Origin of the sequence: Bartonella grahamii ATCC 700132 (assembly GCF_000518085.1) — a bacterium.
Classification (GTDB): domain Bacteria; phylum Pseudomonadota; class Alphaproteobacteria; order Rhizobiales; family Rhizobiaceae; genus Bartonella; species Bartonella grahamii.
This window is the reverse complement of the sequence record NZ_JACX01000005.1, coordinates 65,662-89,947: the sequence shown is the minus strand read 5'-3', so window position 1 is coordinate 89,947 and position 24,286 is coordinate 65,662. Positions and strand designations below refer to the sequence as shown.

16 protein-coding genes and 1 pseudogene are annotated in these 24,286 nt (G+C 35.2%); 5 read left to right on the top strand and 12 right to left on the bottom strand.

All coding sequences use genetic code 11. The features are described 5' to 3' along the window. Positions 1-47: 47 nt before the first annotated feature. The 8 genes from U736_RS0102535 to U736_RS0102500 all read right to left on the bottom strand — a co-directional run bounded on the left by U736_RS0102535 (position 48) and on the right by U736_RS0102500 (position 8,292). Entirely contained in the window at positions 48-542 is a 495-nt protein-coding gene (locus U736_RS0102535) for a F0F1 ATP synthase subunit B (protein WP_012754802.1), read from the bottom strand. A gap of 11 nt (positions 543-553) precedes the next feature. Next, on the bottom strand, positions 554-1,120 hold the full coding sequence (locus U736_RS0102530) for a F0F1 ATP synthase subunit B (protein ID WP_012754801.1): 567 nt from the start codon (positions 1,118-1,120) through the stop codon (positions 554-556). Positions 1,121-1,251: 131 nt separating this feature from the next. Next, positions 1,252-1,482, bottom strand: a complete 231-nt coding sequence (locus tag U736_RS0102525; RefSeq protein ID WP_005773968.1) for a F0F1 ATP synthase subunit C — start codon at positions 1,480-1,482, stop codon at positions 1,252-1,254. 54 nt (positions 1,483-1,536) lie between these two features. Next, the gene (locus U736_RS0102520) at positions 1,537-2,295 is read right to left on the bottom strand and encodes a F0F1 ATP synthase subunit A (RefSeq protein WP_026500261.1); all 759 of its coding nucleotides are present in this window, start codon (positions 2,293-2,295) and stop codon (positions 1,537-1,539) included. Between the two features lie 7 nt (positions 2,296-2,302). After that, a complete protein-coding gene (locus tag U736_RS0102515) occupies positions 2,303-2,737 on the bottom strand; it encodes an AtpZ/AtpI family protein (RefSeq protein ID WP_012754799.1) in 435 nt (144 codons plus the stop codon). 1,098 nt (positions 2,738-3,835) lie between these two features. Beyond that, positions 3,836-5,260 carry a ribosome biogenesis GTPase Der gene (gene der, locus U736_RS0102510; RefSeq protein ID WP_012754798.1) on the bottom strand — a complete coding sequence of 475 codons (1,425 nt, stop codon included), beginning with the start codon at positions 5,258-5,260 and terminating at the stop codon, positions 3,836-3,838. A 4-nt stretch (positions 5,261-5,264) separates the two neighbouring features. Beyond that, entirely contained in the window at positions 5,265-5,936 is a 672-nt protein-coding gene (locus U736_RS0102505; RefSeq protein ID WP_012754797.1) for a DUF2659 family protein, read from the bottom strand. Positions 5,937-6,519: 583 nt separating this feature from the next. Beyond that, positions 6,520-8,292, bottom strand: a complete 1,773-nt coding sequence (locus U736_RS0102500; RefSeq protein ID WP_012754796.1) for an SLC13 family permease — start codon at positions 8,290-8,292, stop codon at positions 6,520-6,522. Between the two features lie 354 nt (positions 8,293-8,646). Between U736_RS0102500 and U736_RS0102495 the strand changes: the two genes are divergently transcribed. Next, complete coding sequence (locus U736_RS0102495; RefSeq protein ID WP_026500260.1) at positions 8,647-10,353, top strand: hypothetical protein; 1,707 nt, start codon at positions 8,647-8,649, stop codon at positions 10,351-10,353. A gap of 146 nt (positions 10,354-10,499) precedes the next feature. Further along, positions 10,500-11,858, top strand: a complete 1,359-nt coding sequence (gene nhaA / locus U736_RS0102490) for a Na+/H+ antiporter NhaA (RefSeq protein ID WP_012754794.1) — start codon at positions 10,500-10,502, stop codon at positions 11,856-11,858. 2,850 nt (positions 11,859-14,708) lie between these two features. Here nhaA and U736_RS0102485 read toward each other — a convergent pair. Further along, on the bottom strand, positions 14,709-15,965 hold the full coding sequence (locus tag U736_RS0102485) for an aspartate kinase (RefSeq protein WP_012754793.1): 1,257 nt from the start codon (positions 15,963-15,965) through the stop codon (positions 14,709-14,711). Between the two features lie 189 nt (positions 15,966-16,154). On the opposite strand from U736_RS0102485, the gene ubiG reads away from it, so the two are divergent. Continuing rightward, positions 16,155-16,898: a bifunctional 2-polyprenyl-6-hydroxyphenol methylase/3-demethylubiquinol 3-O-methyltransferase UbiG gene (gene ubiG / locus U736_RS0102480; protein WP_012754792.1), complete on the top strand. Its 744-nt coding sequence runs from the start codon at positions 16,155-16,157 to the stop codon at positions 16,896-16,898. A gap of 20 nt (positions 16,899-16,918) precedes the next feature. Here ubiG and grxC read toward each other — a convergent pair whose 3' ends face one another. Together grxC and U736_RS0102470 are read right to left on the bottom strand one after the other, a co-directional pair. Continuing rightward, positions 16,919-17,173: a glutaredoxin 3 gene (gene grxC / locus U736_RS0102475; RefSeq protein ID WP_012754791.1), complete on the bottom strand. Its 255-nt coding sequence runs from the start codon at positions 17,171-17,173 to the stop codon at positions 16,919-16,921. A gap of 47 nt (positions 17,174-17,220) precedes the next feature. Next, a complete protein-coding gene (locus U736_RS0102470) occupies positions 17,221-18,006 on the bottom strand; it encodes a ComF family protein (protein WP_012754790.1) in 786 nt (261 codons plus the stop codon). Between the two features lie 197 nt (positions 18,007-18,203). Here U736_RS0102470 and U736_RS0102465 point away from each other — a divergent pair, with 197 nt between their 5' ends. Continuing rightward, a complete protein-coding gene (locus U736_RS0102465) occupies positions 18,204-19,082 on the top strand; it encodes a methyltransferase domain-containing protein (RefSeq protein WP_012754789.1) in 879 nt (292 codons plus the stop codon). A 7-nt stretch (positions 19,083-19,089) separates the two neighbouring features. Here U736_RS0102465 and U736_RS0102460 read toward each other — a convergent pair whose 3' ends face one another. After that, a complete protein-coding gene (locus U736_RS0102460; protein WP_012754788.1) occupies positions 19,090-20,445 on the bottom strand; it encodes an L-cystine transporter in 1,356 nt (451 codons plus the stop codon). A gap of 734 nt (positions 20,446-21,179) precedes the next feature. Between U736_RS0102460 and U736_RS10820 the strand changes: the two are divergent. Next, positions 21,180-22,360: pseudogene (locus U736_RS10820) on the top strand (type ISP restriction/modification enzyme); the annotation flags it as partial. Positions 22,361-24,286: the final 1,926 nt, after the last annotated feature.

Sequence of the window (24,286 nt, the reverse complement as noted above, 5' to 3'; positions counted from 1 at the left end):
AGAAAATTATGCAACCAAAGAGGACATTTTTTATCTCTCAAATATCATTAATTAAGATATGTTTTCATTTTGATAAATGATTCTTTCTCAAGAGACTCTTTAATAAGTTCATCTGCCTTGTTAGAATCTAATTCCTTTGCAATAAGGATACGTGCTGTAGAAATTGCCAAATCAATAGCCGATGAAGAAACCATGCGTATCGCATCCGCTTCTGCTTGAGCAATTTTTTGCTCTGCCAATTTATTGCGGTTTTTTACATATTCTTCTGCTTTTGTACGAGCCTCAGCAATAACAGATTCAACTTCATGTTTTGCTGCTGCAATAATTTCTTGCGCATCTTTTTCTGCTTCTGCATGTTTGCGTTGATATTCAGCCAATATTTCCTGTGCCTCTTCACGAAGACGCAGAGCCTCATCCAGCTCATCTTTGATACGCTTCGCGCGCGCATCAAGATGGTGTATAACCCTCTGTGGAATTTGGAAATAGACTAAAAGAGCTAAAAAAAGAACTAACCCAACAAATGCCCAAAAAGTATCAGTCATTTTTGTCTTCCTCAATAATCCGCAGTTTTAACAACTGAACGAACAGCCTCTTTGCTAATATCAACGTCAATCAATTTTTTCACAATTTCAAGAGCCACTTCTTCAGCGATAGAACCAACATTTTGCATCGCTTTATCCCGAATTTTTGCTATCTGTTTTTCAGCATCTGCGAGTTTTTTTTCTAAACTCTCTTCAATTTCTTTCCGTTCAAGCTCTGCTTTTTCTTTTAATTCTTCACTAGCTACCTGCGCTATAGCATGCGCTTTCAAACGCGCTTCTGCTAATTTCCGCTCATAAGTTTCAACAACAATGTCTGCTTCCTGCTTCATGCGCATTGCCTGATCTAAATCAGATGCGATTCGATCTCGCCGCGTTTCAATGACACCACCAATACGTGGTACAATTACACGAGAGATAAAAAGATAAAAAAGTCCGAAAGAAATCGCCAACCAGAAAAAATGCGAACCAAAATGTACAAAATCAAAAGGCGGAAACACGCGATTTGCATGTTCTGCCACCTTTTTAATATGTTCTATCGACGTTTCAGTGTTCTGTGCATAAGCGCTTGAAACAAACATCTTCTTTCATCCTTTAAATAGCTTATTAAAGCCCTCTATAACCGATGATAACTGACTGACATCTCTCTGGTTAAGAGCTAAAAGGGTAAATCTTTCCTCATGCAAGAACAGATATACCCTTTTGATGATGATTAAACCCCAAAAAGAAGTAGTAAAGCAATAAGCAGTGAAAAAATTCCCAAAGCTTCTGTTACAGCAAAACCAAAGACAAGACGTCCAAACTGACTATCTGCTGCTGACGGATTTCGTAATGCACCAGAAAGATAGCTACCAAAAATATTACCAAGTCCTAAAGCTGTTCCAGCCATACCAAAGCAAGCAAGACCAGCGCCAATATATTTTGCTGCAAGCACCATTTCCATGTTATTCTCCTTTAAAGCGAAATTGCATTATTCGACGGAAAACCGCCAGTTCTATTAATGTCCTGGATGAATTGCATCATTAAGATACATACAAGTTAAAACCGTAAAGACGTAAGCCTGAAGAAATGCGACCAAAAACTCAAGAGCAGTAATCGCTACAGTCATAATAAGCGGTAAAACCGAACCACCCACACCTACGAGTCCTACCCCAATCATTGAAACAACAAACCCAGAAAACACTTTGAGCGTAATATGACCAGCAAGCATATTCGCAAAAAGACGAAGAGAAAGACTAATTGGACGGGAGAGAAAAGAAATAACCTCAATCATTGTCACCAGAGGCAAAACCACAACAGGAACTCCACTGGGAACAAACAGTTTCAAAAAACTGACCCCATGCTTATAAAAGCCATAACCAATCACCGTCAAAATTACCACCATTGCTAACGAAAACGTGATCATGATCTGCGATGTAACCGTATAAAAATAAGGAAAAAGACCAATAAAGTTAGCAACCAAAATAAAAGTAAACAGAGAAAAAACTAAAGGAAAAAACTGCATTCCCTGTACACCAGATGATTCCCGCAGAGTCGATGCTACAAACTCATATGCCATTTCCGAAAGAGACTGCATCCGCGTTGGAACCAATCCACGACTTGATGATGAAATGAAGAGAAAAATAGAAGTTACAACAACCGTGAGGACTGTAAACAATGATACATTTGTAAACGATAAATCCATATTTCCTATGGAAATCTTAATCAGCCTTGAAACCTCAAACTGATGAATAGGATCTGGAGCGTGCGCTGTCACTTCAACCTCATTTATCGGACCTCTCATTGGCCCCTTTATCTTGTTTATCTTGGCGCAATACGCCTTTTTTTCCTAATTGACTGGAGGAAACATACCCTACAGACCGAAGAATACTCACTACACCAGCAGCAAATCCAAAGAAGAGAAAAAATACCAATCCCCAAGGATACGAACCTGCTAACTTATCAAACCCTAACCCTAAAATAACACCAACTATAACACTCGCCAGAAATTCACTGGAAAGCTTAATTGCATTTGCCATCCCTCCTTGTGATTTCTCTCGCTTATTCTCATGCTCCCGCTTCTTTAATGCCTGCTTGCGCACTAAAGCTACGCTTAAGTTCCTACTACGACATTCCAAATCCTCTGAATGAAGACACTCTCCTTGCTTTTCCTCTTCAGCCTCCTTACGGCTTATAACGGGTTTCTCGCCCATCGCCATCATTGGCTCCTTAATTAAAAAGCAACGTAAGAATGCATTTCATAAAACCGTGTGCATCATATTGTTCCCGAATTTATTCGTCAAGATACTAAAAGAAATCTATCACAAATTATCGTATAAATTTTATTGTATAAATAACGTATTTTTTAATTTACATCTTTCTTAAAAAGATATTCTGAGCACCTAAACTGATTTCACGACAGCACCCGTGAATATATAACGAAAAGTTCCCGTGAATGATATAAAACTCATAGAACAGCCATTTTTACATTTTTACGCTTAACAAAAGGTGTAAACTGATACGATCTTATTTTCCAGCTCCCAATGTTATATCAATTATAGTTTTGAAAGAGAACATAGAAAGCTAAAAACAGTATGAGAGCGTTTTTTGTTCCTTTTATTCAAATAAACTTGCACTTTTTATTTTATGAAAATGATAATAATCAATGGTTTTTATATGATCCTATTCGCAAAGTATTTTACATATGCCATCACAGAACCCATCACTCAATGAGCTTGAGGGTATTAAGAGAGGTTTCTTTAAATACGAGATATTAATAAATCTAAAATTTCAAATAGGTCAAGCCAATAGAACACAATAAATTTTAAATAAGATCACCATACTACTTTATACAATTTTAATCCACTTTTTTGAATTTCGCCCTTTACAATTGAATATCGGTAGATTCAGCAAATATTTTTGCTTTTTATTTAGACAAACTATCGTAAGCAAAAGCGCTTATTTATAACCTTTATTTTTATAAAACGATAATTTAATGCTTCTTTTCAAACGAGCATCATAATTGTATTTCCCTACCCTCATATTTGCATCTATTCTTGCATTTAAATAACCCATTGAGAGGATGATGTACTCTTTCTTAAATACTCCCTATTAAACTCTTCTCATAACATGCAAATAAATGATCTTTATCAAGATGAGAGAACTCTATTCAATAGCGCTCATGGTAAATGATTATCAATAAAATTAAAACTTTAGCAAATAAAAATTTTTTCTTTTATGAAAAGAACGATCATTGAAAAAACTTATTTTTAAGATTCTTAAGTATAGATTTCATCACTTAAAAAATTAAAGAGTTATCATTTCTTTTTGGAACGTGTCGCAAAAGGATTATCAGAGGCTCGTAATGATATGCGAACGGGTATACCAGACATATCAAATTTTTCACGTAACCCATTGACAAGATAGCGCAAATACGACTGTGGCATACTTTGGGCGCGCGAGCAAGAAATCATAAATCCAGGAGGACGTGTCTTAACCTGTGTGATGTATTTAACCTTAAGTCGACGCCCAGAAACCGCAGGAGGTGGATGATGTGCAACAACAGTTCCAAGCCATTGGTTCAATTTAGCCGTCGAAATGCGACGATTCCATACACGGTGCATCATCATGACATTTTCCATCAGTTTATCAATCCCTTGACCATATTGTCCTGATAAAGGAACAGCTCTCAAACCACGAACTTGAGGAAGAAATCGCGCACATTTTTCATGCAAATCAATCAATGTGGTCTGACTATTTTCAATAAGGTCCCACTTATTGAAAGCAATAACTGGAACACGCCCTTCACGAATCACGAGATCAGCAATTTGTAAATCTTGCTTTTCAAAAGGTATCGTTGCATCAAAAACAATGACCACCACTTCTGCAAAACGAATAGCACGCAAAGTATCTGCAACAGATAGTTTTTCTAATTTTTCTTGAATTTTCGATTTTCGACGTAAACCTGCAGTATCAAAAAGTTTAATATGACGACCACGCCATTCCCAATCTACAGAAATAGAATCACGCGTAAGTCCTGCTTCTGGTCCTGTTAACAAGCGCTCTTGTTTCAACATGCTATTGATAAGAGTGGATTTTCCTGTATTGGGACGCCCTGCAATTGCAATCCTAATGGGCTTACTTTCATCGTAAATAAGCTCCTCTTCTTCCAAATCGTTTACATCATCACTAACAGATGCAGGCTGTATCGTAATATCTTCTTCTTTGTTGTTGCCAAAAGCACGCTCTGACCCCACAGCATCTATAATTGCATCACGCAGATCACTAAGTCCCAAACCATGTTCAGCCGATATTAGGCACGGCTCCCCCAAACCTAATGACCACGCCTCATACTCTCCTCCTGTTGCCGCTCTTGACTCAGACTTATTAGCAACAAGCACAATTGGCTTTCCTGATTTGCGAACCAATGAAGCAAAATTTAAATCACTTGGTGTTATCCCGCTCTTTGCATCAAATACAAATAAAATAAGATCCGCTTCATCAATTGCAGCTTTTGTATGAGAACGCATACGCCCCTCAAGTGTATGATCACCTGCTTCTTCCAGCCCAGCCGTATCAACCACATCAAAACGTAGATCTTGAAGTTTTGCCGCATGAATACGTCGATCACGTGTTACACCAGGCTTATCATCAACCAAAGCCAATTTTTGCCCAACCAAACGATTAAATAGTGTTGACTTCCCAACATTGGGACGACCAACGATAGCAATGGTAAGGCTCATCGATTTATTCCTTATTTGCCTTGCCCTCAGCTTGTATCAGCTCAAGCATTATTCGAGCCCGATCTGTTATTTTTGAACCCAAAGCACCTTTTTCAGAAATTTTCTTAAAATAATAAACCGCCTCATCCATTTTATCCGCCTTATAAGCAGCTAAACCTAAAGCCTCTCTTGCAGACATATGCATAGGATCGGTATCACTTGTCATATCTTTGATACGCTTTTCAACATCAGCTAACGTCCCTGTATCAACTAGGATATAAGCCGCCCGAATTTTTGCAACTTTCTGCAAAATCTCTGGTGCTTTCTCATCCGCTGCAACAGAATCAAAAATCTCCACTGACTTAATAATGTCACCCTTCTCCATGAGTAAAGAAGCCTCACGTAAACGAGCAAGAAAAGGATACCCCCCAAAATGAGAGGTTTTAACAGTTTCTAATTGCTTTATCGCTTTATCAAAATGACGTGTATCCGCAAAATCAAGACTTTTTACAAATGCATCACCAATATAACCGGCTTTCTTTATTTGCTGATGATGGTAAATTTGATAAGCAACTATCATGAGTATAAAAAGAATAGCTGCTCCAATAATTGAAAAACCATACCGCCTCCAAAAAGCAAGCGCCTTTTCCTGACGAAATTCTGCATTCACTTCAGCAATAAAACTATCATACGACATATATCATACCTTGAAAAAAGTTACTTTCCCTGTGCTTTTACGCATAAATGGACAAAGATGGTAGTCCTAATTAACTAAAAATCTTTAAATTGCTCGTTTATTTATTTTAAATCAACATGTAGCCAAATCAATCGAATTTTTACAACAGTCTTAATCGAAAATGATGTAACCGCCCTGTTTGTTCACATTACAGCTTTTATATATTGTTTTGAGTCTTATAAAAAATTCACTGTTTTAATATTTATCATGATTGCCTATCATCTCAAACGGACTTTCTCCCCATTATATAGGGAGATAATCTTTTAGAGTCTTCAACGCAATCATTGATAATATTGGATTATAGAATTATAATAGAAAAGACAATTCTTTTAAAAACTTGAACAAAAAATAAATTCCCACGAATACCTACTAAAACCAAATAGATAAATCTGATCTGTATCAAAAATACCGAAGTACCATAATCAAAGTGTGGTATAATTTCAAATCTTCAGTTAAAGCTCTTTATACAAAATGTATCCCTTCAACTTATCTTTATACGATTAACAACCTTTTGTAATTGATCCTTAAAGTTTCTAAAAATATCCTATTGTAGGGGCCAAACCCACATAAGCATTGGAACAGCAATAATAACGATCAACACCGCCAATGGAGCACCCAAACGTGGATAATCACTAAAACGATATCCTCCTGGTGCCATCACGAGCATATTACTTTGATGTCCAATAGGTGTAAGAAACTCACAGCCCGCACCAATTGCAACAGCCATCAAAAAAGCTTCAGGCTTATAATGTAGGGAATGAGCAAAACTTGACGCAATTGGTGCTACCATCATCACTGTTGCTGCATTATTCAAAAATGGCGTGACCAACATAGCTGTCACCAACATAAGTGCTAAGGCACCAGATGGTGGGAAAAATATTGCCAATTGGCTCAGCCATTGACCAATGAGATCCGTACATCCTGTTTTCTCTAACGCTTCACTCACTGGAATAAGAGCCGCTAATAGTACTAATATTTGGCCATCTAATGCCTGATACAGATCACGCGCGGGCAAAACGCGAAAGATAACCATTGCTGCAGCAGCAGAAAAAAAAGAAAACGCAACGGGAACAATATGAAAAGCTGTAAAAATAATTGCTATAAATAAAACAGCTAAAGAGATGAAACCATGTCGTAAATTTCCAAACACAATATTTCGTTTTGCTAGGGGCAGGCATTTCAATTCTCTTAATAAATTTGGAATAACTGCATCCTGTCCTTGCAAAACAATCACATCGCCAAGATGGAAAATAATATCATCAAGTCTTCCCCGCACCCTTTCATGTTGACGACTTAATGCAAGCAAATTTACATTATAGTGATCAAATAGGGAAAACTCTTTCGCACTAATACCAATAAGAGGTGAATTATGGGTGATGACTGCTTCAATAATATCGATGTCACTGTCCTTATCACCTGCAGCAATAGTTCGCCCCTTAGAAAACTCTAAACGAGCAGAGTTCATCACGCTATCTAACCCTGTATGCGACCCTTCCAGCAAAATAATATCATTTTCAGACAAAACAAAATCTGGTAACGGTGAAATAGATACTTTGTTTCTGATGATTTGAATCACCATAACGTCACCACTTGATGGCTTAACCAAATCAACAATATTTTTCCCTATAATCGGTGAATTTATTGGAATACGCACTTCTGCAACATAATTACGAATATCAATGGCATCATCAAATGATACACCTGAACGCACACGTACAGGCAAAAGCCAATAAAAAAAGACTAAATATACAACACCAGCCGCCGCAATAACCGCACCAACTGGTGTAAAATCAAACATAGTAAAAGGTGTTCCTGCTAAACGTTCTTGCATCGCTGAAATAACAACATTGGGAGATGTTCCTATCTGTGTCATAAGCCCCCCCAACAAAGAACCAAAGGCCATGGGCATCAAAAAGACAGAAGGAGAAACCTGAGAACGACGTGCAAACTGAAAAGCTATCGGAAGCATAATAGCCAAAGCACCAATATTTTTAACAAACATTGATAATACGACAACAGAAAGAACTAAAAAGGCTAATTGAAGACGCACAGATTTCACGTCTGGCCATATCCGTTGAATAATAAATTCCATTATACCAGAGCGCGATACGGCCGTACTGACAACAAACACACTCCCCACGATAATAACAATATCATTACTAAAACCGCTAAAAGCTTCCTTCGGACTGACAAGACCAAGAGCACAAGCTATTAATAACGTACAAATAGCAACAAGATCATAACGAAATCGATCCCAAATAAAAACAACCATCATGAGACCAATGATCGAAAAAGCCATTATTTGATTTTCTGTCATAACACTCACCTCTCCCCATTAAATTATAATGCACAAAAACATATTTTTTATGTTTTAAATATTCCTATAAACAGCAGCAAGATAAAAACAGACATCGGAATATTTTAGGATAATTTTAAAATGATAAAAAATTATGATGCGCATAAACTTACCTCTCCTTATTATGCGTTATTTTCTATAAAGAGCTAAACTCAAAGAAAATTGATAAAAGTTGATAAAGCTATATTGCAAAAAAGATGAGAATAACTCTAATATAGAGAGTAGATAATTGTTGAAACTGGTACACGCTATATTTAAACCTTTGTCGTTGCTTAAAAGAATTTATCTTCACTCTCAATTCAAAGAGTGATAAAAATGAAAGAAGAAAGAATGATCAATCTTAATAGTGGGTATCAAAGTAACCTCAGATATTGGCTCACTTGCATTATTGGATTTGTTGCTATCTTGGCAATTATAATTGCTGGTGGATTTTATATCGCAAAACCCTATCTTGACAGTTTTGTAAAACAAGAAATAGCCCGTCGTGGCATAAAAGCCCGAACATCTGAAGTAAGCATTCTAGGTAGAGTCAATTTGAAGAATGTGATATTACCTGTTCCAGCTGGTACATCACTTAGAATTGGTGCCATTTCTGCCCGTCCTCCCCTTTCCTTTATTCCCGGAACTTTTACATTTTATAATGTTGATTTAAAGCATAATAATATTCATGTGCAAATTCCCCAAATTTCTCTTCGGAGTGTATCCTTAAAAGAAAAAGATAGAACGATAACATCACGGCTTTTACAGTCAATGATGCGTATTGAGCTTTCCTCAATTATTGCTCCCAATATACAACTTTCTATAGAAAATAAAAATAACCGAATAGAAACGGTTGAAGTCAAGAATTTCCAGCTTTCTGATTTTAAAAATGGCCATATCCGTTCAGTTAGTATTAAAAATATGGATCTTAAAACAGTTGCAGTAAATGGTGCCAAACAGATGCAGCTTATGGCTAAAAGTGATACAATAAAAGCTCATGATATCGACATCAACTATGCCTATTCTATCATTTTTGGAAAAAACAATGCTCTCAACCAAGGTAAAACCGTTACTGGCCCCATTTCTCTGAATAATGTAAGTGTCGATGTTTTAGAAGAAGCGGAAAAAAGCAGTTCTTTCTTCCTCGGACAGTTTAAAACATCTGGTTTAAAAATGAAGCCGCTTGAACAAACTCCTGAAAAATTGATCAAAGCTTATCTTAATGCAAGAAAAGAGAATAATAAAATCGCTGAAAAAATAGCACAAAATGGTCTTCTTCTAAACATACTGCTCGCTATTACCTCAGCGGATGCCAAAATTGATAATATCACCGTTGATATACCGCAGTTGAAAGCAACACTCGAATCACTCCAATTTAAACCAACCTTGTGGAAACAACCTATCCCCAAAAAGCTTTTTCTTTCTCTCAATAACCTTTCTGTTTTACCTAAAAAAATGAATGAAAAAGACTTAGAGTTCTTCAAAAATATGAACTTTGAGCGCTTTGACATTTCAGGAAAAATTGATATTTCTTACGATGAAAAAAAACGTATGCTCCTTCTTGATGCAATGTCTTTCAATATGAAAGACGTTGGATCTGGGAACATATCGGCTAAGGTTATTGATGTTGATGAAAAGCTTTTTTCTGGTCAGAAAAATGTAATGATTGCTGCTTCTCAAGACTTTGGCATCAATGAAATTGATGTGCGATATAGGGATGCAGGTTTCATTGAGAAGCTTTTTTCTTATCTTGCGCAAAATCTTAATGACAACCAACATGATCTTAAAAAGGAACTCTATGACGATTTCTATCTAATGATGACGCAGACCCCAAAAATGCTGCTAAAAAATCATGACGAAGCAGAAAAAATTTCAAAATCCTTAGGGGAATTTGCTAAAAATCCACAAACATTGATTGTTAAAATTAAAGCAAAAGATAATAAAGGGCTCACAATGGTTGATCTCGAATCAGCTCTACAAAATGATCTATCCAAGGCTTTAAACAAAGTACATCTCACTATTAAAAATGAAGCATCACCTTAAACATTTTGTGCTTTAAATATGATGATCTTGTCTATAAATTAAGAACTTTATTCCTCTTTTTGCTTTTATATGATACAGAAGGTATCATATAAGGTCATTTACACAGAGAATATAGAATCCTAAAATGTCGATGCTTGGAGTTGTTCATGTCTGATTTATCTTCAAATCGCCTGCCTAATCGCGCTTCTCGTGTCACCAATCAAGCGCTTTCTGCGATCGAGCGTTTTCTCCATATTGAAGCTCTTAGTGGTATTGTTCTTTTATTAGCTGCTGCTGCTGCACTTATTTTTGCCAATTCTAAATATGCTGCTTTCTATGAATCTTTTTGGCATACACCTCTTGGCTTTAATTTGGGTCATTTCACTCTTTCATGGGATTTACATTTCTGGGTTAATGATGCTCTTATGACTATTTTCTTTCTCGTCGCAGGAATGGAAATTCGACGCGAAATTCATGAAGGTGCTCTTGCCGATTTTAGACAAGCAATCTTACCAATTGTTGCCGCAATAGGAGGCGTTTGTGTTCCCGCAATTATTTACTTTATCTTCAACTTTAACGAGGGGCATATACGCGGTTGGGCTGTGCCAACAGCAACAGATATTGCCTTTGCTCTAGGTATTCTTGCTCTTCTTGGAAAAAAAATTCCTTCTAATCTTCATATTATTCTTCTATCATTAGCGATTATTGATGATATTATCGCTGTTCTTATTATTGCTTTTTTCTACTCAACAAACATTGATCCTAGCGGTTTAATGATTGCAGGAGCAGGTATTGCTTTGGTGCTATTTTTTCAGTGGATCGGACTTGCATCAGCATGGCTTTACATTTTACCTGGTGCAATCATCTGGTGGGGTTTAATGGTAACAGGTGTTCACCCATCACTTGCTGGTGTAATCTTAGGAATGATGACTCCCGTTCTTCCTACCCGTACTCTTGTGGCGCCACTCACCATGCTCAGTAACGCTATGCAAATTCTTCAAGAAAAAAATACAAAAACAGATCTGCATCATATTTCAACCGCATTGAAAAAAATGCGCAAAGGACAACGGGCCATGATTGCTCCAGTAACACGTGTTCAAAAAGCGTTGCATCCATGGGTTGCATACGGTATCATGCCAATCTTTGCCTTCGCGAATGCAGGAGTAAGTTTTGCAAACTTTGATCTTTCTTCTGACAAATCATTCTTGATTGTTTTGGGTGTTGTCATTGGTCTTTTCGTTGGTAAGCCTCTTGGTATTATCACAGCCAGTTATATAGCCGTAAAATCAGGGCTATGCCGCCTACCCCCTCATATGACATGGACAGGTGTTTTACTCATTGGTTTTTTAGCAGGAATTGGCTTTACAATGTCTATCTTTGTTTCAATGCTCGCTTTTAAAGATATTATTCTGCTTGATGCTGCAAAAATTGGGGTCCTTTGTGGCTCTGGTTTATCTGCTCTTATCGGTCTGGGATATGGATTTATTTATATTAAGCGCAATAAAGGAATTTCTCATAGTTCCTAACAAACTAACTGAGAATACATTTTTATGCAAAACTCTTAAAAAGTGATTTTGCTCATTTGTTGGATTCGGACAATATTTAATGTGAAATCCGTTATCTCACCTCATCTTTACACTTATGAAGGAGAAAACTAATATCATCATACTATTTACTAGCCTCTAATGTCGCAACACCTTTGACACTTAAGAAGATTCATAAGAAATATTTTTATTCCTTTCTTCAATAATCTTTTATTCATACACTAACTCCAATCGTGATATACACAGGAATGATTTTAATTGTTTCAATATAAAAGGCTTCATGGTTTCAGAGAAGCTGCCTTTCGTCGGGAAATTATTCACTATAAAGAAAAATTTAATTATTATAAATCAATATATTATGTTTAATTATACGAAACAGATAAGAATAAGCAAAATTCCGTAATCAGTTAAGTAATTCCATGGCTTATTTTTTCCCAATAAACCACCCTCCTCGTTACTGATTTTATTGCCGGTATTCTAAAAACTTTAATTTTTATCTTCTTAAAAGGCACATTATTTTTTGGTAAAAATATTCGATTTATAATGATAATTTATCATTATAAATCTTGAATGGACTTCAAATATCGTAAGATTTGCTCATTTCAAATCTGTACATGATCAATCAATCAAGACTATTCCCTTACACGTCACCAGCCAAAGAGGAATATGGAGTCACATTATTTGAAGAAAGAAATAAGAATGCTTCATATCAACACAAGAGCTGTTCAACACGAAAACTAAAAATAAAATGATGACGACCAACTGACACCTTTGATCTAAGTAAAGGAGATGGTCCCCAATAAATTTTACGTTACACCATCCACAAGCGCCGTAATGGGCTTGGGGAGAAATATTTCTTTAAAACAAGCGGTAAATTGGCAATATAATAGCGTTTTGTTTTACGTGAAAGGCATATACGATTTAAATAACGCAATAAACAAACCGTGAACCAATATGTAATATCCATTATTTAAAAGATATTTCTGTCAATATCTTTGAAAGTTGTAAAGCAGAATTAAAAGGAAGTTGTAAAATGGAAACTGGTTTTCACTTTTATGGCTTCATATTCTCCCCCAATTAGGTTTTATCTCCATTTCAGAGATTCCCCCAACAAGTATACGCAACATCCTTGTTCCTATCTGGCATACAAAAACAGGAGTTGCTCGTAGTCCCCTTATCCGTCTCAATATATATATATCGTCAAACGTGCATCTGCGCTGACATTAGATATTGATACAGGTAACAAAAAACAAAAGATTTATTTGGAATAACAACGTCATAAAATCACTACTCGATTGACAATGGAGAGAAAAAATATCCTCGTTTTTTATCATAGACACATCGCTTGTTTCCCTCCATGAAAGAATTAAGCTTGAAGCATTCTTCCATAGGGAGCGCTCTAGTTTACGTAATTAACTCGCGGGAAAAAAGAAAACCCTAGTCATTTAGACTATTCTAAAACATACGATCAGTGGAAAAATAAAGCATATATATCGTTGCACTCCCCTTTTCCCGCTCTTAGTTGATATTTATTTTCTTTTTGTTTACAGAGTTAGCTCTATATTTCTTGATACCATAAAATACTCTTTACAGATAATTTAAAAAACAATATTTCCGAGACTTTCGAATTATACAACGCCACATTAAATACAATAAGAGTAAAATAATATTTATAAAAATATCTTTATTGGGAATAATTGTATTAATTACTGCACTTTGATAACATATCTTATATTCACTTCAAATGGATATCCCCATTCGAATGCATTATGCTATTAAAAAGTAATTACAAAACAAGAGAATACGTTTCGCATTTATATACTGAATAAAAACAACTTGTGAGAAAAAATATTTAACAAAATTAGAATAATAAAAATGGCTATATTTCTTACAAGAAGAGTTTTACCTACAAAAACGACCATTTGAAAAATATGTAAGCATGATAAGAAACTAGCACGATATACGGCACAAACGAGAGAATGTATTTCATGCGTGAGTGACAGTATGACAAAGAAAATACTTGTAATAGAGTATTTAAGGGAAGAAAGTTAACCTAAAGAACATATAGAGGTATCGAAAACTCTGAAAATCTTAGTCATAATTCAAAAAAAATAAATAGACATGAGAAAAAATTTAAGTAATGAAATCATGAAAGCAGCACGCTATAATATTATCATTTAATTTTGATCTATCGTTACATGATTTTATGAAAAGTGCTTCTGAAGAGCTATAAGCCGTAAACGCATAAGATATAGTAATTCTACAACTTATAGCGCAACATAAATATTGTCTATAAAGATATATTTTTATTGCCTCATAATAAGGAAAGAAATAAATTTACAAGATACACATAAAGCCATAAACAACCATTTGAGACAAGCTAAATATCTCTAGAAAATACATCTTCGATTCTATTTTTGATAATTCCGTCACTAATCCAATGAGCTCAAATTTCTCTAAGATTTATAATATTAAATCTGTATTCACAAGGCTGTCCCTCATGTCACATGCATCCTTTGAATAAACGCAGTGATTTGTTCCTTATTCTATTAAAGTTTATTGTGAAGACTTCTCTATCCCTCTCTATAGGCTTTAAAACGTTTATAGACGGCATATTTTATATCCCTTCTTAAACATTTTTTTACACAAACATCTTTCTCTTGTTATGTATAAGTAATCATTTTTAAATTCATCATGAACAAATTTAAAATGAGAGAGTTTTGCTGTATTAAATATTCTATTTAAGTTAAAAATATAAATTGTCCTTAACAAAAATTATTAATATATATTAAAGCTTTATGTTATTGAAACTTTGTTGAAACTAAAAAATGCTTATCCCTTATCAAGTGCATAAACAGCATGTAATGTTCTAACCGCAAGTTCAGTGTAAGCACTATCAATCAAAATAGAAATTTTAATTTCTGAGGTCGTAATTGCTTGAATGTTAATACCCTTTTCAGCCAAAGCCTTAAATGCTGTAGCGGCAACACCTGCATGGCTACGCATTCCAATACCAATCACAGATACCTTGGCAAGATCACTTTCAAATTGGAGAACATCAAATCCAATTTCTTTGCGATTCTTCTCAAGAAGTGCAACGGCTTTTTCTACATCTGATGATGGTACAGTAAAAGTCATATCAGTTTTTGAGCCATCTTCAGAAATATTTTGCACAATCATATCAACATTAATGCGCTCTTCAGCCAAGGGACCAAAAATTGCTGCCGAAATCCCTGGACGATCGGCAAGCCGACGAAGGGAAATTTGCGCTTCATCCTTAGCAAAAGCAATACCAGTAACATTTTGTTGTTCCACGATTTCATCCTCATCGCAAATAAGTGTTCCAGAAGAACTCATTGGATCCTCCATGCCTAACGCATCAGGATCCTCAAAACTTGAACGCACAAAGGTACGAACCTTATGAACCATTGCCAATTCAACAGAACGAACCTGTAAAACCTTTGCACCAAGAGAAGCCATTTCCAGCATTTCTTCAAAAGCTACTTTTGGTAAACGACGCGCTTTCGGTTCTATACGTGGATCCGTTGTATAAACACCATCTACATCCGTATAAATATCACAGCGATCAGCTTGTACAGCCGCGGCTATAGCAACAGCACTTGTATCTGATCCCCCACGCCCTAAGGTAGAAATCCGGTTATCTGGAGCTAACCCTTGAAAACCAGCAATAACGGCAACCTGACCTTCCTGAAAACACTCGATTAAAAAAGATCCATCAATATCAGTAATACGTGCACGTCCATGCGCATTGTCTGTATGAATAGGAATTTGCCAACCAAGCCATGAACGTGCATTCACACCCATTTCTTGAAGTGTCAAAGCCAACAAACCTGAAGTAACCTGTTCACCAGAAGCAACCACAACATCATATTCACGAGCATCTCTATGCTTGGAGGAAGCATCACACGTCCACTGAACAAGCTCATTGGTTTTACCAGCCATCGCAGATACGACAACGGCAACCTCGTTGCCTGCATCAATCTCTCTTTTGACATGCCGTGCAACATTATGAATACATTCAATATTTGCTACAGATGTTCCACCGAATTTCATGACAATGCGCGCCATTAATAACACTCTTACCTTTACATCTCTTATCTCAAACGGTAATGAGAATTAGATGCTGTATCAACTAACCATTTTCTCGACATAGCGAATATCTATCATTTGTGCAAGTTTCATTATGATTATATTAATTTCTCTTGACTTTGTATAAAATCTACTGGACTTGATCATTAAAAATAAAAGGCAGGCAACATGATAGATGAAACACAAACAACTATTGATCAAAGTGAAATTGATCATTTTTCACGTATTGCTACAGAATGGTGGAATCCACAAGGAAAATTTCGACCTCTTCACCAATTTAACCCAACGCGCCTTGCTTACATCAGAGAAAAAATCTGTTTAGAGTTTAATCGTGCCCCTTGTTCATTTACGCCCTTTGACAATTTGAAAATTCTTGATATTGGCTGTGGAGGAGGCTTGTTATGTGAACCAATGGCACGTCTTGGCGCTATGGTCGTAGGCGTTGATGCTGCACAAACAAATATTGAAGTCGCAAAAACCCATGCAGCTCAAAATGATCTTTCCATTGATTACCGCACGATGACAGCAGAAGCTCTTGCCAATGAAGGAGAAAAATTTGATATCATCCTTAATATGGAAGTTGTTGAACATGTCGCTGATGTTAATCTCTTCATAGCAGCTACAGCAAAAATGTTGAAACCACAAGGGTTAATGTTTGTCTCAACACTCAACCGCACGTGGAAATCATGGGGGCTTGCTATTGTAGGCGCTGAATATATTCTACGTTGGCTTCCTAAAGGAACACATGATTATAAAAAATTCCTAAAACCTCTAGAACTTAAAAGTTTCTTATCAAAAAACGCCCTAACTGTCATTGATGAGATAGGGATTACTTATAACCCATTAAACGACAGCTGGAATCGCTCAAAAGACATGAGCGTTAACTATCTCCTTCTCGCAAAACGGTCTTAAGGATATGTAATTTACAAATATTATACGCCTTGTAATAAAGAATTGAGCTTTCCCTCAGCCTCTAAAGCATAAAGATCATCACAACCGCCAACGTGATAATCACCTATAAAAATTTGTGGAAATGTATTACGTCCATTTGCACGTTGTACCATTTCTTGGCGAAGGGATGTGGAAGCATCAATATCTGTATACTTTACGCCTTTTTTATTAAGCAAATCACGTGCTTTTGTGCAAAAAGGGCAGTTAGGGCGTGTATAAATTATTATCTCTTTCATAGTATTATCCTCCAATATTTTTTAATAATATTCACTTTAAATTCCTCTTACGAGGAGGGAAAAATAGAATCTTCTTTGAGAACACGCGAAAATGTTAGCACATCAACCTGTCGTGCACCTGCATATTTTAATGCAGCAGCTGCTGCTGTAACTGTTGCACCTGTTGTAAATACATCATCAATCAGCAAAACAGAACATCCTTTGAGATATTTTTTAACCTTATGCGAAACCTTAAAAGCATTTTTTACGTTAAGTTTTCTCTCTCTCGAAGAAAGACTAACCTGCGGACGGGTATGCCGACAACGAACAAGCCAACTCGGTTTTAAAAGCTTTTTTTGTGATGCTGCAATATAACGTGCAAGCTCAGCAGATTGATTATAACGTCTCTCCCAAAAACGACGAAAATGCAATGGAATGGGAATAATAACATCACAATCATCAATAACCTCGCGTCCAGCAAACATCATCCAGTTGGCCATAAATGATGCCAATTCTATATGATCACCATATTTTAAGCGCGTTACTAAAGCTCGTGCAAGCCCTTTATGAACAATAGCAGAACGGACACGTGAAAAAGGATGAGAATTACGAAGAGCTTCACCACTGAGAAAACCATCCCCCATATCACAAACAAAGGGAGTCCCCATAACAGGACAATAAGGTTTAGTGATAAATTGAAGGTCTTTCCAACATTCGGAGCAAATCGTGCCATAAGTAGAAACATTTTGCTTACATCCAGGACAAATTGGTGGATAAAGCACCGTTTTCAAGCGTTCAATGAACTTACTTAGTATATCCCCACTACTTAACGCCGCTTCTCGAAAATACAACATTATAAATTTAGGCTTTTACAAGTTTCCCTCAGAACAAAAGTTCCTTTGTATTTCCTCAATTTATAATTTTAATTCCTTTAAAAACTCTTACCTTCTATAAATTTATTTTTCTTTTATATTATAAACTTGACAGAGCTTGCACAAATAATGAACCTTTTCAAAATATATTCTTTCATAGATCGAAAGTGTTCCATAATATGTCGCATCCTTTAATTTTTGATCATAACCGCATTGAACAATTCCGAAAACGTGCCTTTCAAAAAGCAAAAAAAGGATACGACTTTTTACTCTCTCACATGGCAGAAGATCTCTATAAACGTCTTAGCACTGTTGATCGCCTCTTTACATTAGCTCTCGATTTACACAGCCATACAGACCTTGCTGCGCAAGCTTTAATGAAATCTGGAAAAGTTTGTTCCATAGAACGTATTGAGACCGATACGCTTTACCAAAGCCATGATAAAAAATTTCATTTACGTCATCGAGAATTTCTTGATTTACCTCAAAGTTACTGTGACCTTATTGTTTCACTTCTTTCATTACAATTGACCAATGATACCCCTGGTGTTCTAAGCCAGATAAAAAACACCCTTAAACCAGATGGCTTATTTCTTGCTGTTATGGCAGGAGCTGGTACATTAAGAGAATTGCGTGAAAGCCTGCTGCAAGCTGAAAGTGAAATTTATGGTGGAGCAAGCCCTAGGATCTATCCTTTTGCTGACATTCGTGATGCAGGCGCTCTCTTACAGCGTGTTGGCTTTGCTCTGCCTGTAGCAGACGTTGAAGATATCACAATACGTTATAATACAATGTTTGACCTTATGCACGATCTTAAAGCTATGGGAATGCAAAATGCACTCATCAATCGTTCACGACGCCCTGTATCCAAACGTTTTTTTCTCCGCGCAGCTGAAATCTATGCACAACGATTTAGTGATCCTGATGGACGTATTCGTGCACATTTTTCTTTCATCTGGCTCTCTGGTTGGGCTCCTCATCCCAATCAACAAAAACCCTTACAACCTGGTTCAGCGCAAATATCTCTTACAGATGTTTTACAACCCCAAAAAACATAACCTAAAATCATTTTTTAAAAATACTTTTATCTGTTGTCTGTAACATTTGACTGGTGATCGTTCCAGCTATCATTGAATCGCTCACGTTTAGAGCGGTCCGTCCCATATCAATTAGCGGTTCGATAGAGATAAGTACAGCAACCAAAGTAACAGGAAGCCCCATAATTGGTAACACAATCAATGCAGCGAAAATAGCGCCTCCCCCTACACCAGCAACACCAATAGAACTCAATGTCACAACCCCAATAAGCGTAGCAATCCAAGTAGGATCAAGAGGGTTAATACCCATAGATGGTGCAATCATGGTCGCAAGCATCGCTGGATAAAGACCAGCACAACCATTTTGTCCAATTGTTGCCCCAAAAGAAGCTGCAAAACTCGCAATGGGTTGTGGTACACCTATCCACTGTGTTTGCGCTTCAATATTCAAAGGAATACTTGCAGCACTTGAACGACTGCTAAAAGCAAATGTTAAAACAGGTAAAACCTTTTTGAAAAAACGAAAGGGATTAACCCCAGAAATACCAAGCAATACACCATGAATTCCAAAAATTAAAATAATACCGACATAAGAGGCAATGACAAAAACCAGTAAATTTAAAATATCTGCAATACGCGATATTGCTCCTACTTTCGTCATAAGTGCAAAAATACCATAAGGCGTCAAAGCAATCACAATACGGACTAACCGCATAATCCAAGCTTGTCCCACTTGAATAAATAAAAGCGCTTTTTCTCCTTTTTCTGGCTCATCTTTCTTTAAAAGAAGAACCGCTGCACCTAAAAATGACGCAAAAATAACAACACTGATAATTGACGTACGTTTAGCTCCACTCAACTCAGCAAATGGATTTTTAGGAATCATAGACAAAATCATCTTTGGTATATTCATATCTCCAAGTTTAGAAATATGACCTTCAAGAATAGCAGAAACATTTTGCCCTTCATGCACTAAACCATCGGCTGTTAATCCAAAAAAATTAATCACAAGAACACCAACCAATGCTGAAAGAGCCGTTGTAAAAAGCAATATTGAAATTGTTATTATACTCATCTTTCCAACAGCATAAACAGAATGTAAATGAGCAACTGCTGAAACAATAGAGATAAAAACCAGTGGCATAACAATCATTTGCAACAATAAGATATAGCCCTCACCAACAATGTTAAACCATTCAACGGATTTCAATAAAGTGCTTTCACCCTCTCCATAAATAAACTGCAAAACACTTCCAAAAATCAAGCCAAGGATAAGCCCTAGCATAACACGTAGTGAAAGACTCCATTGCATTCTCTTACTTTGAGAAACAAACAATAAAAAAATAACAAATAGAAATAAATTGACGAAAAAATTAAATGTCATTGTCTATGCTCACTTACTATTGTTATGATTGACGTCAATAATCTGCATAATTCAAAATCAATGCATGATATTTAAAATTAACATAAAGCTTACTAGGCTTTTACAAAATCATTATTTTTTTAATTTATAGATTAAAAGAGAATTTTTTATCTACTAATAACTGTTTAAAGAAAATAAATAAAATTATTTTCCTATTCTTTAAATTTATGCTCTCATAAAATAGTTAAAAAAGAGAAATATAAACAACATTCATTGCATCTTAATACCGAACAATTCCAGCATATCTTATCCTATCAATATCCTTACCTCTCTCTTTTGCTATTTGAACTGAAGCGAGCTTTTCAAGAAAGGATGAATTAACAATCGAACATTCATGATTTTTCTAGAAAATACCTTTCATAGATTCTTTCTTTGCTTTCAATGAACGCTTTTTTATTTTTCGAAATTCTTTTTATAGTCATAAAAAAGACTTTGAAAGTCACAATGCCTATTGAACGGCAATACATTGATTTATAATAAATAATTTACTGTTTTGCATATAAAATGAGAGTTCCGAATAACGTAAGATTCTCTCATTTCAAACCTGTTTATGCTTGAATCAATCAAAATCATTTTCTTGCACGTCGCAAGCAGGGCTGGCGTGTAGATAAAAAATGTATAAGAAAGGAGTAGAAATACCTCTTATGAAACGTCTTAATGCAAGAGCTGTCGCAACATTGGAGGACGGAGCTTGGGCAGAAAATATAAATAATATGATTGCTTTTTATAATAGCGCAGTAAAACGTTTTAACGATACATATCTATATGCTGATCGAACAACACGTGTATGTGCCGTAGATAATTTTATCACTTTAGATATAAAGTTGTAGTTATAATGTTAAGCAAGAACTAATAAGAGGAAGGGTTTTTGAATTTGAAAAGACATGCCTCATGCAAAGTTCGTATCGTTCTTTTACACGACTATGGCTTTATTATAATCGTATCTTCAATGACGGAGTTTATCAGATACCACATGTATTCCCTATGGGGCAAGCAGTAGAAAATAGAGTCATAGAAATTACAAGCATAGGAGCACGAAGCGATTTTTCTGTGTTGATAGCTAAGAATTTACCTAATCTAGATGCAATAGATACAGGCCAATGCTTTCCACGGTATCTTTATAAAAATGTTGAATCTTCTATAACTGATCATGATGAGAAACAATCCCATTTGTTTACAAATTCAATAAAGGAAAGAAAAACATCTGGTTTACAGAGGCGTGATGCCATCACTGATAAAGGATTAGCGCATTTTAAGCTGCTTATCCTAGTGAGACCATAACTAAAGATGATCTATTCTATTACGCTTACGGATTATTACATTCAAAAGATTACCGTACTCGCTATGCTCATAATTGATGAAAAATTTATGCAAAGAATTGCCTCGTATCCCTTGTGTAAATAAGCGCTGAAGATTTCTGGATATTGTGACAACAGAGTGTGAATTTGATCACTTGCACATGAATTATGAAAGTGTGGAGCCTTATCTTGTGACCTTTTAAAAAGGGTAATTCAAAACTGACTGACATCTCTAATCCCGAAAATTTTTATTACGTGACAGAAATGAAATTCGCAAAAATTAAAAATAGTAAGGAAAAGGATAAATCTACTGTTATTTACAACAGCAATATCATCATGACAGACATCCTTCTTGAAGCTTATGAGTATATCGTTAATGGCAACCCCTCTCTTGAATGGGTTATGGAGCGTCAATGTGTAAAGACAGATAAAAAGAGTGGCATTGTTAATGATGCCAATCGCTATGCTATTGGAACCATTAGTAACCCTGCTTATCCATTAGAGTTGTTTCAAAGGATCATACTATAAGTTTAGAAACAATGAAAATTGTTAAGAAACTACCAAAATTAGAAGTGTGAGAAACCGAATAGACTTATGAGGTTAACACACCTCATAAAGGTCTCTTGTGTATTGCTTTAAAACGGCAGTCTATAACTTTAATCATCTTATTAAGTTTATTACCTACAATCTTAAAAGGATAGCTTATCATGCGTTATTCTAAAAAAGAATCTTTGCACTTTTAAATACTGTTATTTGGATTGCTTTTAAAAGATTATATCGTAATCTAAAATGATAGCTTTATTGTTTTGAAAAACTCTGTTGAAAAAGAGCTTTATGTATTCATTTTACTTATAGATTTTGAAGGTGTCTAAAATCCTAAAAATCTTCAAGAACCTCAAAACTAATAACTATAATGGTCTTAATAGCATTTTTTATGACTAGAACCTATCTTTTGAAATGGCTTTAAAGAATCACATGCTTTTCATAAGGTATATTTAATCACTCACTAAAATGATCTATTTTGTCGGTTCAATTTACTGACAGAAAACTGACAAAAGTGACAAAAGTCTATTAAAAGGGAGTTTGCTGACCTCTATAATTATCAGTCTCTCTTTAGATGTTTTTATAAAAGGCAATAAAGCGCATTATCATCTTTATCATTTATCTTATGAAAATGAAAAATGGTGCCATGACTATAAAAATATAATAGCTATAGAGCATGCGTGAAAAAAGCAAGTTTTCATAATCACAATGCAAATGAACGCGTTGGTTATAAAGAGCGCGGTGCCTATTAAAGTTGTTCAAATTAGAGCACCTTATAAACAAAATCTACAAAAATCATTAAAACCATTTAGTAAAAAACTGATACGTTATAAAGCTAAAAATACGCATAATGAGAGCGTTTATAAATATTATTAATGTTATAGATAATAAATAACGCAATTGTTTAATGAATTACACAATATATCTTTAAAAGACATAATAAAAAATAATCAAGTAATAAGCATATAAACAATATTTACACATAATATATTTAAAATATATAAAATTGTAAAATATTTATTTACAATAAATACGTATCGTATTACATAAATTCTAGATATATTAGTGTATATGTTACGAAAAAGCCTTTTCCATACCTTTAAAATACTGATTGTCTTTTATGCTTTTGTTAGTATATGAGTACTTTGTTGGGTGTAGCTATGCCATACAATACCCTTTTATGGGAAATGCAACGCCACTGGTAATCTACATATCATTCCATATAATTTGAAACACAATACCAACAAAAATATCACATATACCATTGATATAACCAAATTAAATGATATCAACCGTCGTAATAGCCCCTATTCAATACCGGCCTATTTATCGAAGATAAGGAGTTAAATCACTCATGAAACGTACCGTAACATTTATTGTTTTATCTTCTCTATTGATCGTTTTGTTTGCTGTATTAATATCACTTGGATATACCAAAGTGAATGATCTCTATCCGTACAACGAACTTTATCAGTCATACCTCAAATGACAACTATAGAAATTCAGAATATCGCTAAAAAGAGGAAATAGCAAAAGAATAAATTATCTGTATAGAGAAAATGATCTCCTGTAATTTTCCTACCCGTTTTAAAAATACATCTATTGCCTTCATGATGACTGTATAACTATATCGTATAATGGTAAAAAAAGGTATAAAAGCCCCTTGAGATCTGGCTACTAAAAAATGGAAGAAGAAAAATTTAAAAGCGCACTAGATATGTTTAGCTAACAAAAAAGTTTTTGTTGCCCGTCTCTGCAAAAACTGAAATTTTTTATTTTTATTCCATACTTTACTCTTGTAACAAAAGAATAACACATATTGATATAATATAATCAAATACATGGAGTGAGAATAATAAGACATAAAAAATATTCATATTAGCAACATAATTTCAAGAAATTACCTATTAAAAATGATCTTTGGCATATCTCCTCCTTTAAACGAAAATTATATTTTTTAA

Coding starts and splice junctions, on each gene's coding strand:
- U736_RS0102535 (WP_012754802.1), bottom strand. CDS start 542: ATGACTGATACTTTTTGGGCATTTGTTGGGTTAGTTCTTTTTTTAGCT.
- U736_RS0102530 (WP_012754801.1), bottom strand. CDS start 1,120: ATGTTTGTTTCAAGCGCTTATGCACAGAACACTGAAACGTCGATAGAA.
- U736_RS0102525 (WP_005773968.1), bottom strand. CDS start 1,482: ATGGAAATGGTGCTTGCAGCAAAATATATTGGCGCTGGTCTTGCTTGC.
- U736_RS0102515 (WP_012754799.1), bottom strand. CDS start 2,737: ATGGCGATGGGCGAGAAACCCGTTATAAGCCGTAAGGAGGCTGAAGAG.
- der (WP_012754798.1), bottom strand. CDS start 5,260: ATGAGCCTTACCATTGCTATCGTTGGTCGTCCCAATGTTGGGAAGTCA.
- U736_RS0102505 (WP_012754797.1), bottom strand. CDS start 5,936: ATGTCGTATGATAGTTTTATTGCTGAAGTGAATGCAGAATTTCGTCAG.
- U736_RS0102500 (WP_012754796.1), bottom strand. CDS start 8,292: ATGACAGAAAATCAAATAATGGCTTTTTCGATCATTGGTCTCATGATG.
- U736_RS0102495 (WP_026500260.1), top strand. CDS start 8,647: ATGAAAGAAGAAAGAATGATCAATCTTAATAGTGGGTATCAAAGTAAC.
- nhaA (WP_012754794.1), top strand. CDS start 10,500: ATGTCTGATTTATCTTCAAATCGCCTGCCTAATCGCGCTTCTCGTGTC.
- U736_RS0102485 (WP_012754793.1), bottom strand. CDS start 15,965: ATGGCGCGCATTGTCATGAAATTCGGTGGAACATCTGTAGCAAATATT.
- ubiG (WP_012754792.1), top strand. CDS start 16,155: ATGATAGATGAAACACAAACAACTATTGATCAAAGTGAAATTGATCAT.
- grxC (WP_012754791.1), bottom strand. CDS start 17,173: ATGAAAGAGATAATAATTTATACACGCCCTAACTGCCCTTTTTGCACA.
- U736_RS0102470 (WP_012754790.1), bottom strand. CDS start 18,006: ATGTTGTATTTTCGAGAAGCGGCGTTAAGTAGTGGGGATATACTAAGT.
- U736_RS0102465 (WP_012754789.1), top strand. CDS start 18,204: ATGTCGCATCCTTTAATTTTTGATCATAACCGCATTGAACAATTCCGA.
- U736_RS0102460 (WP_012754788.1), bottom strand. CDS start 20,445: ATGACATTTAATTTTTTCGTCAATTTATTTCTATTTGTTATTTTTTTA.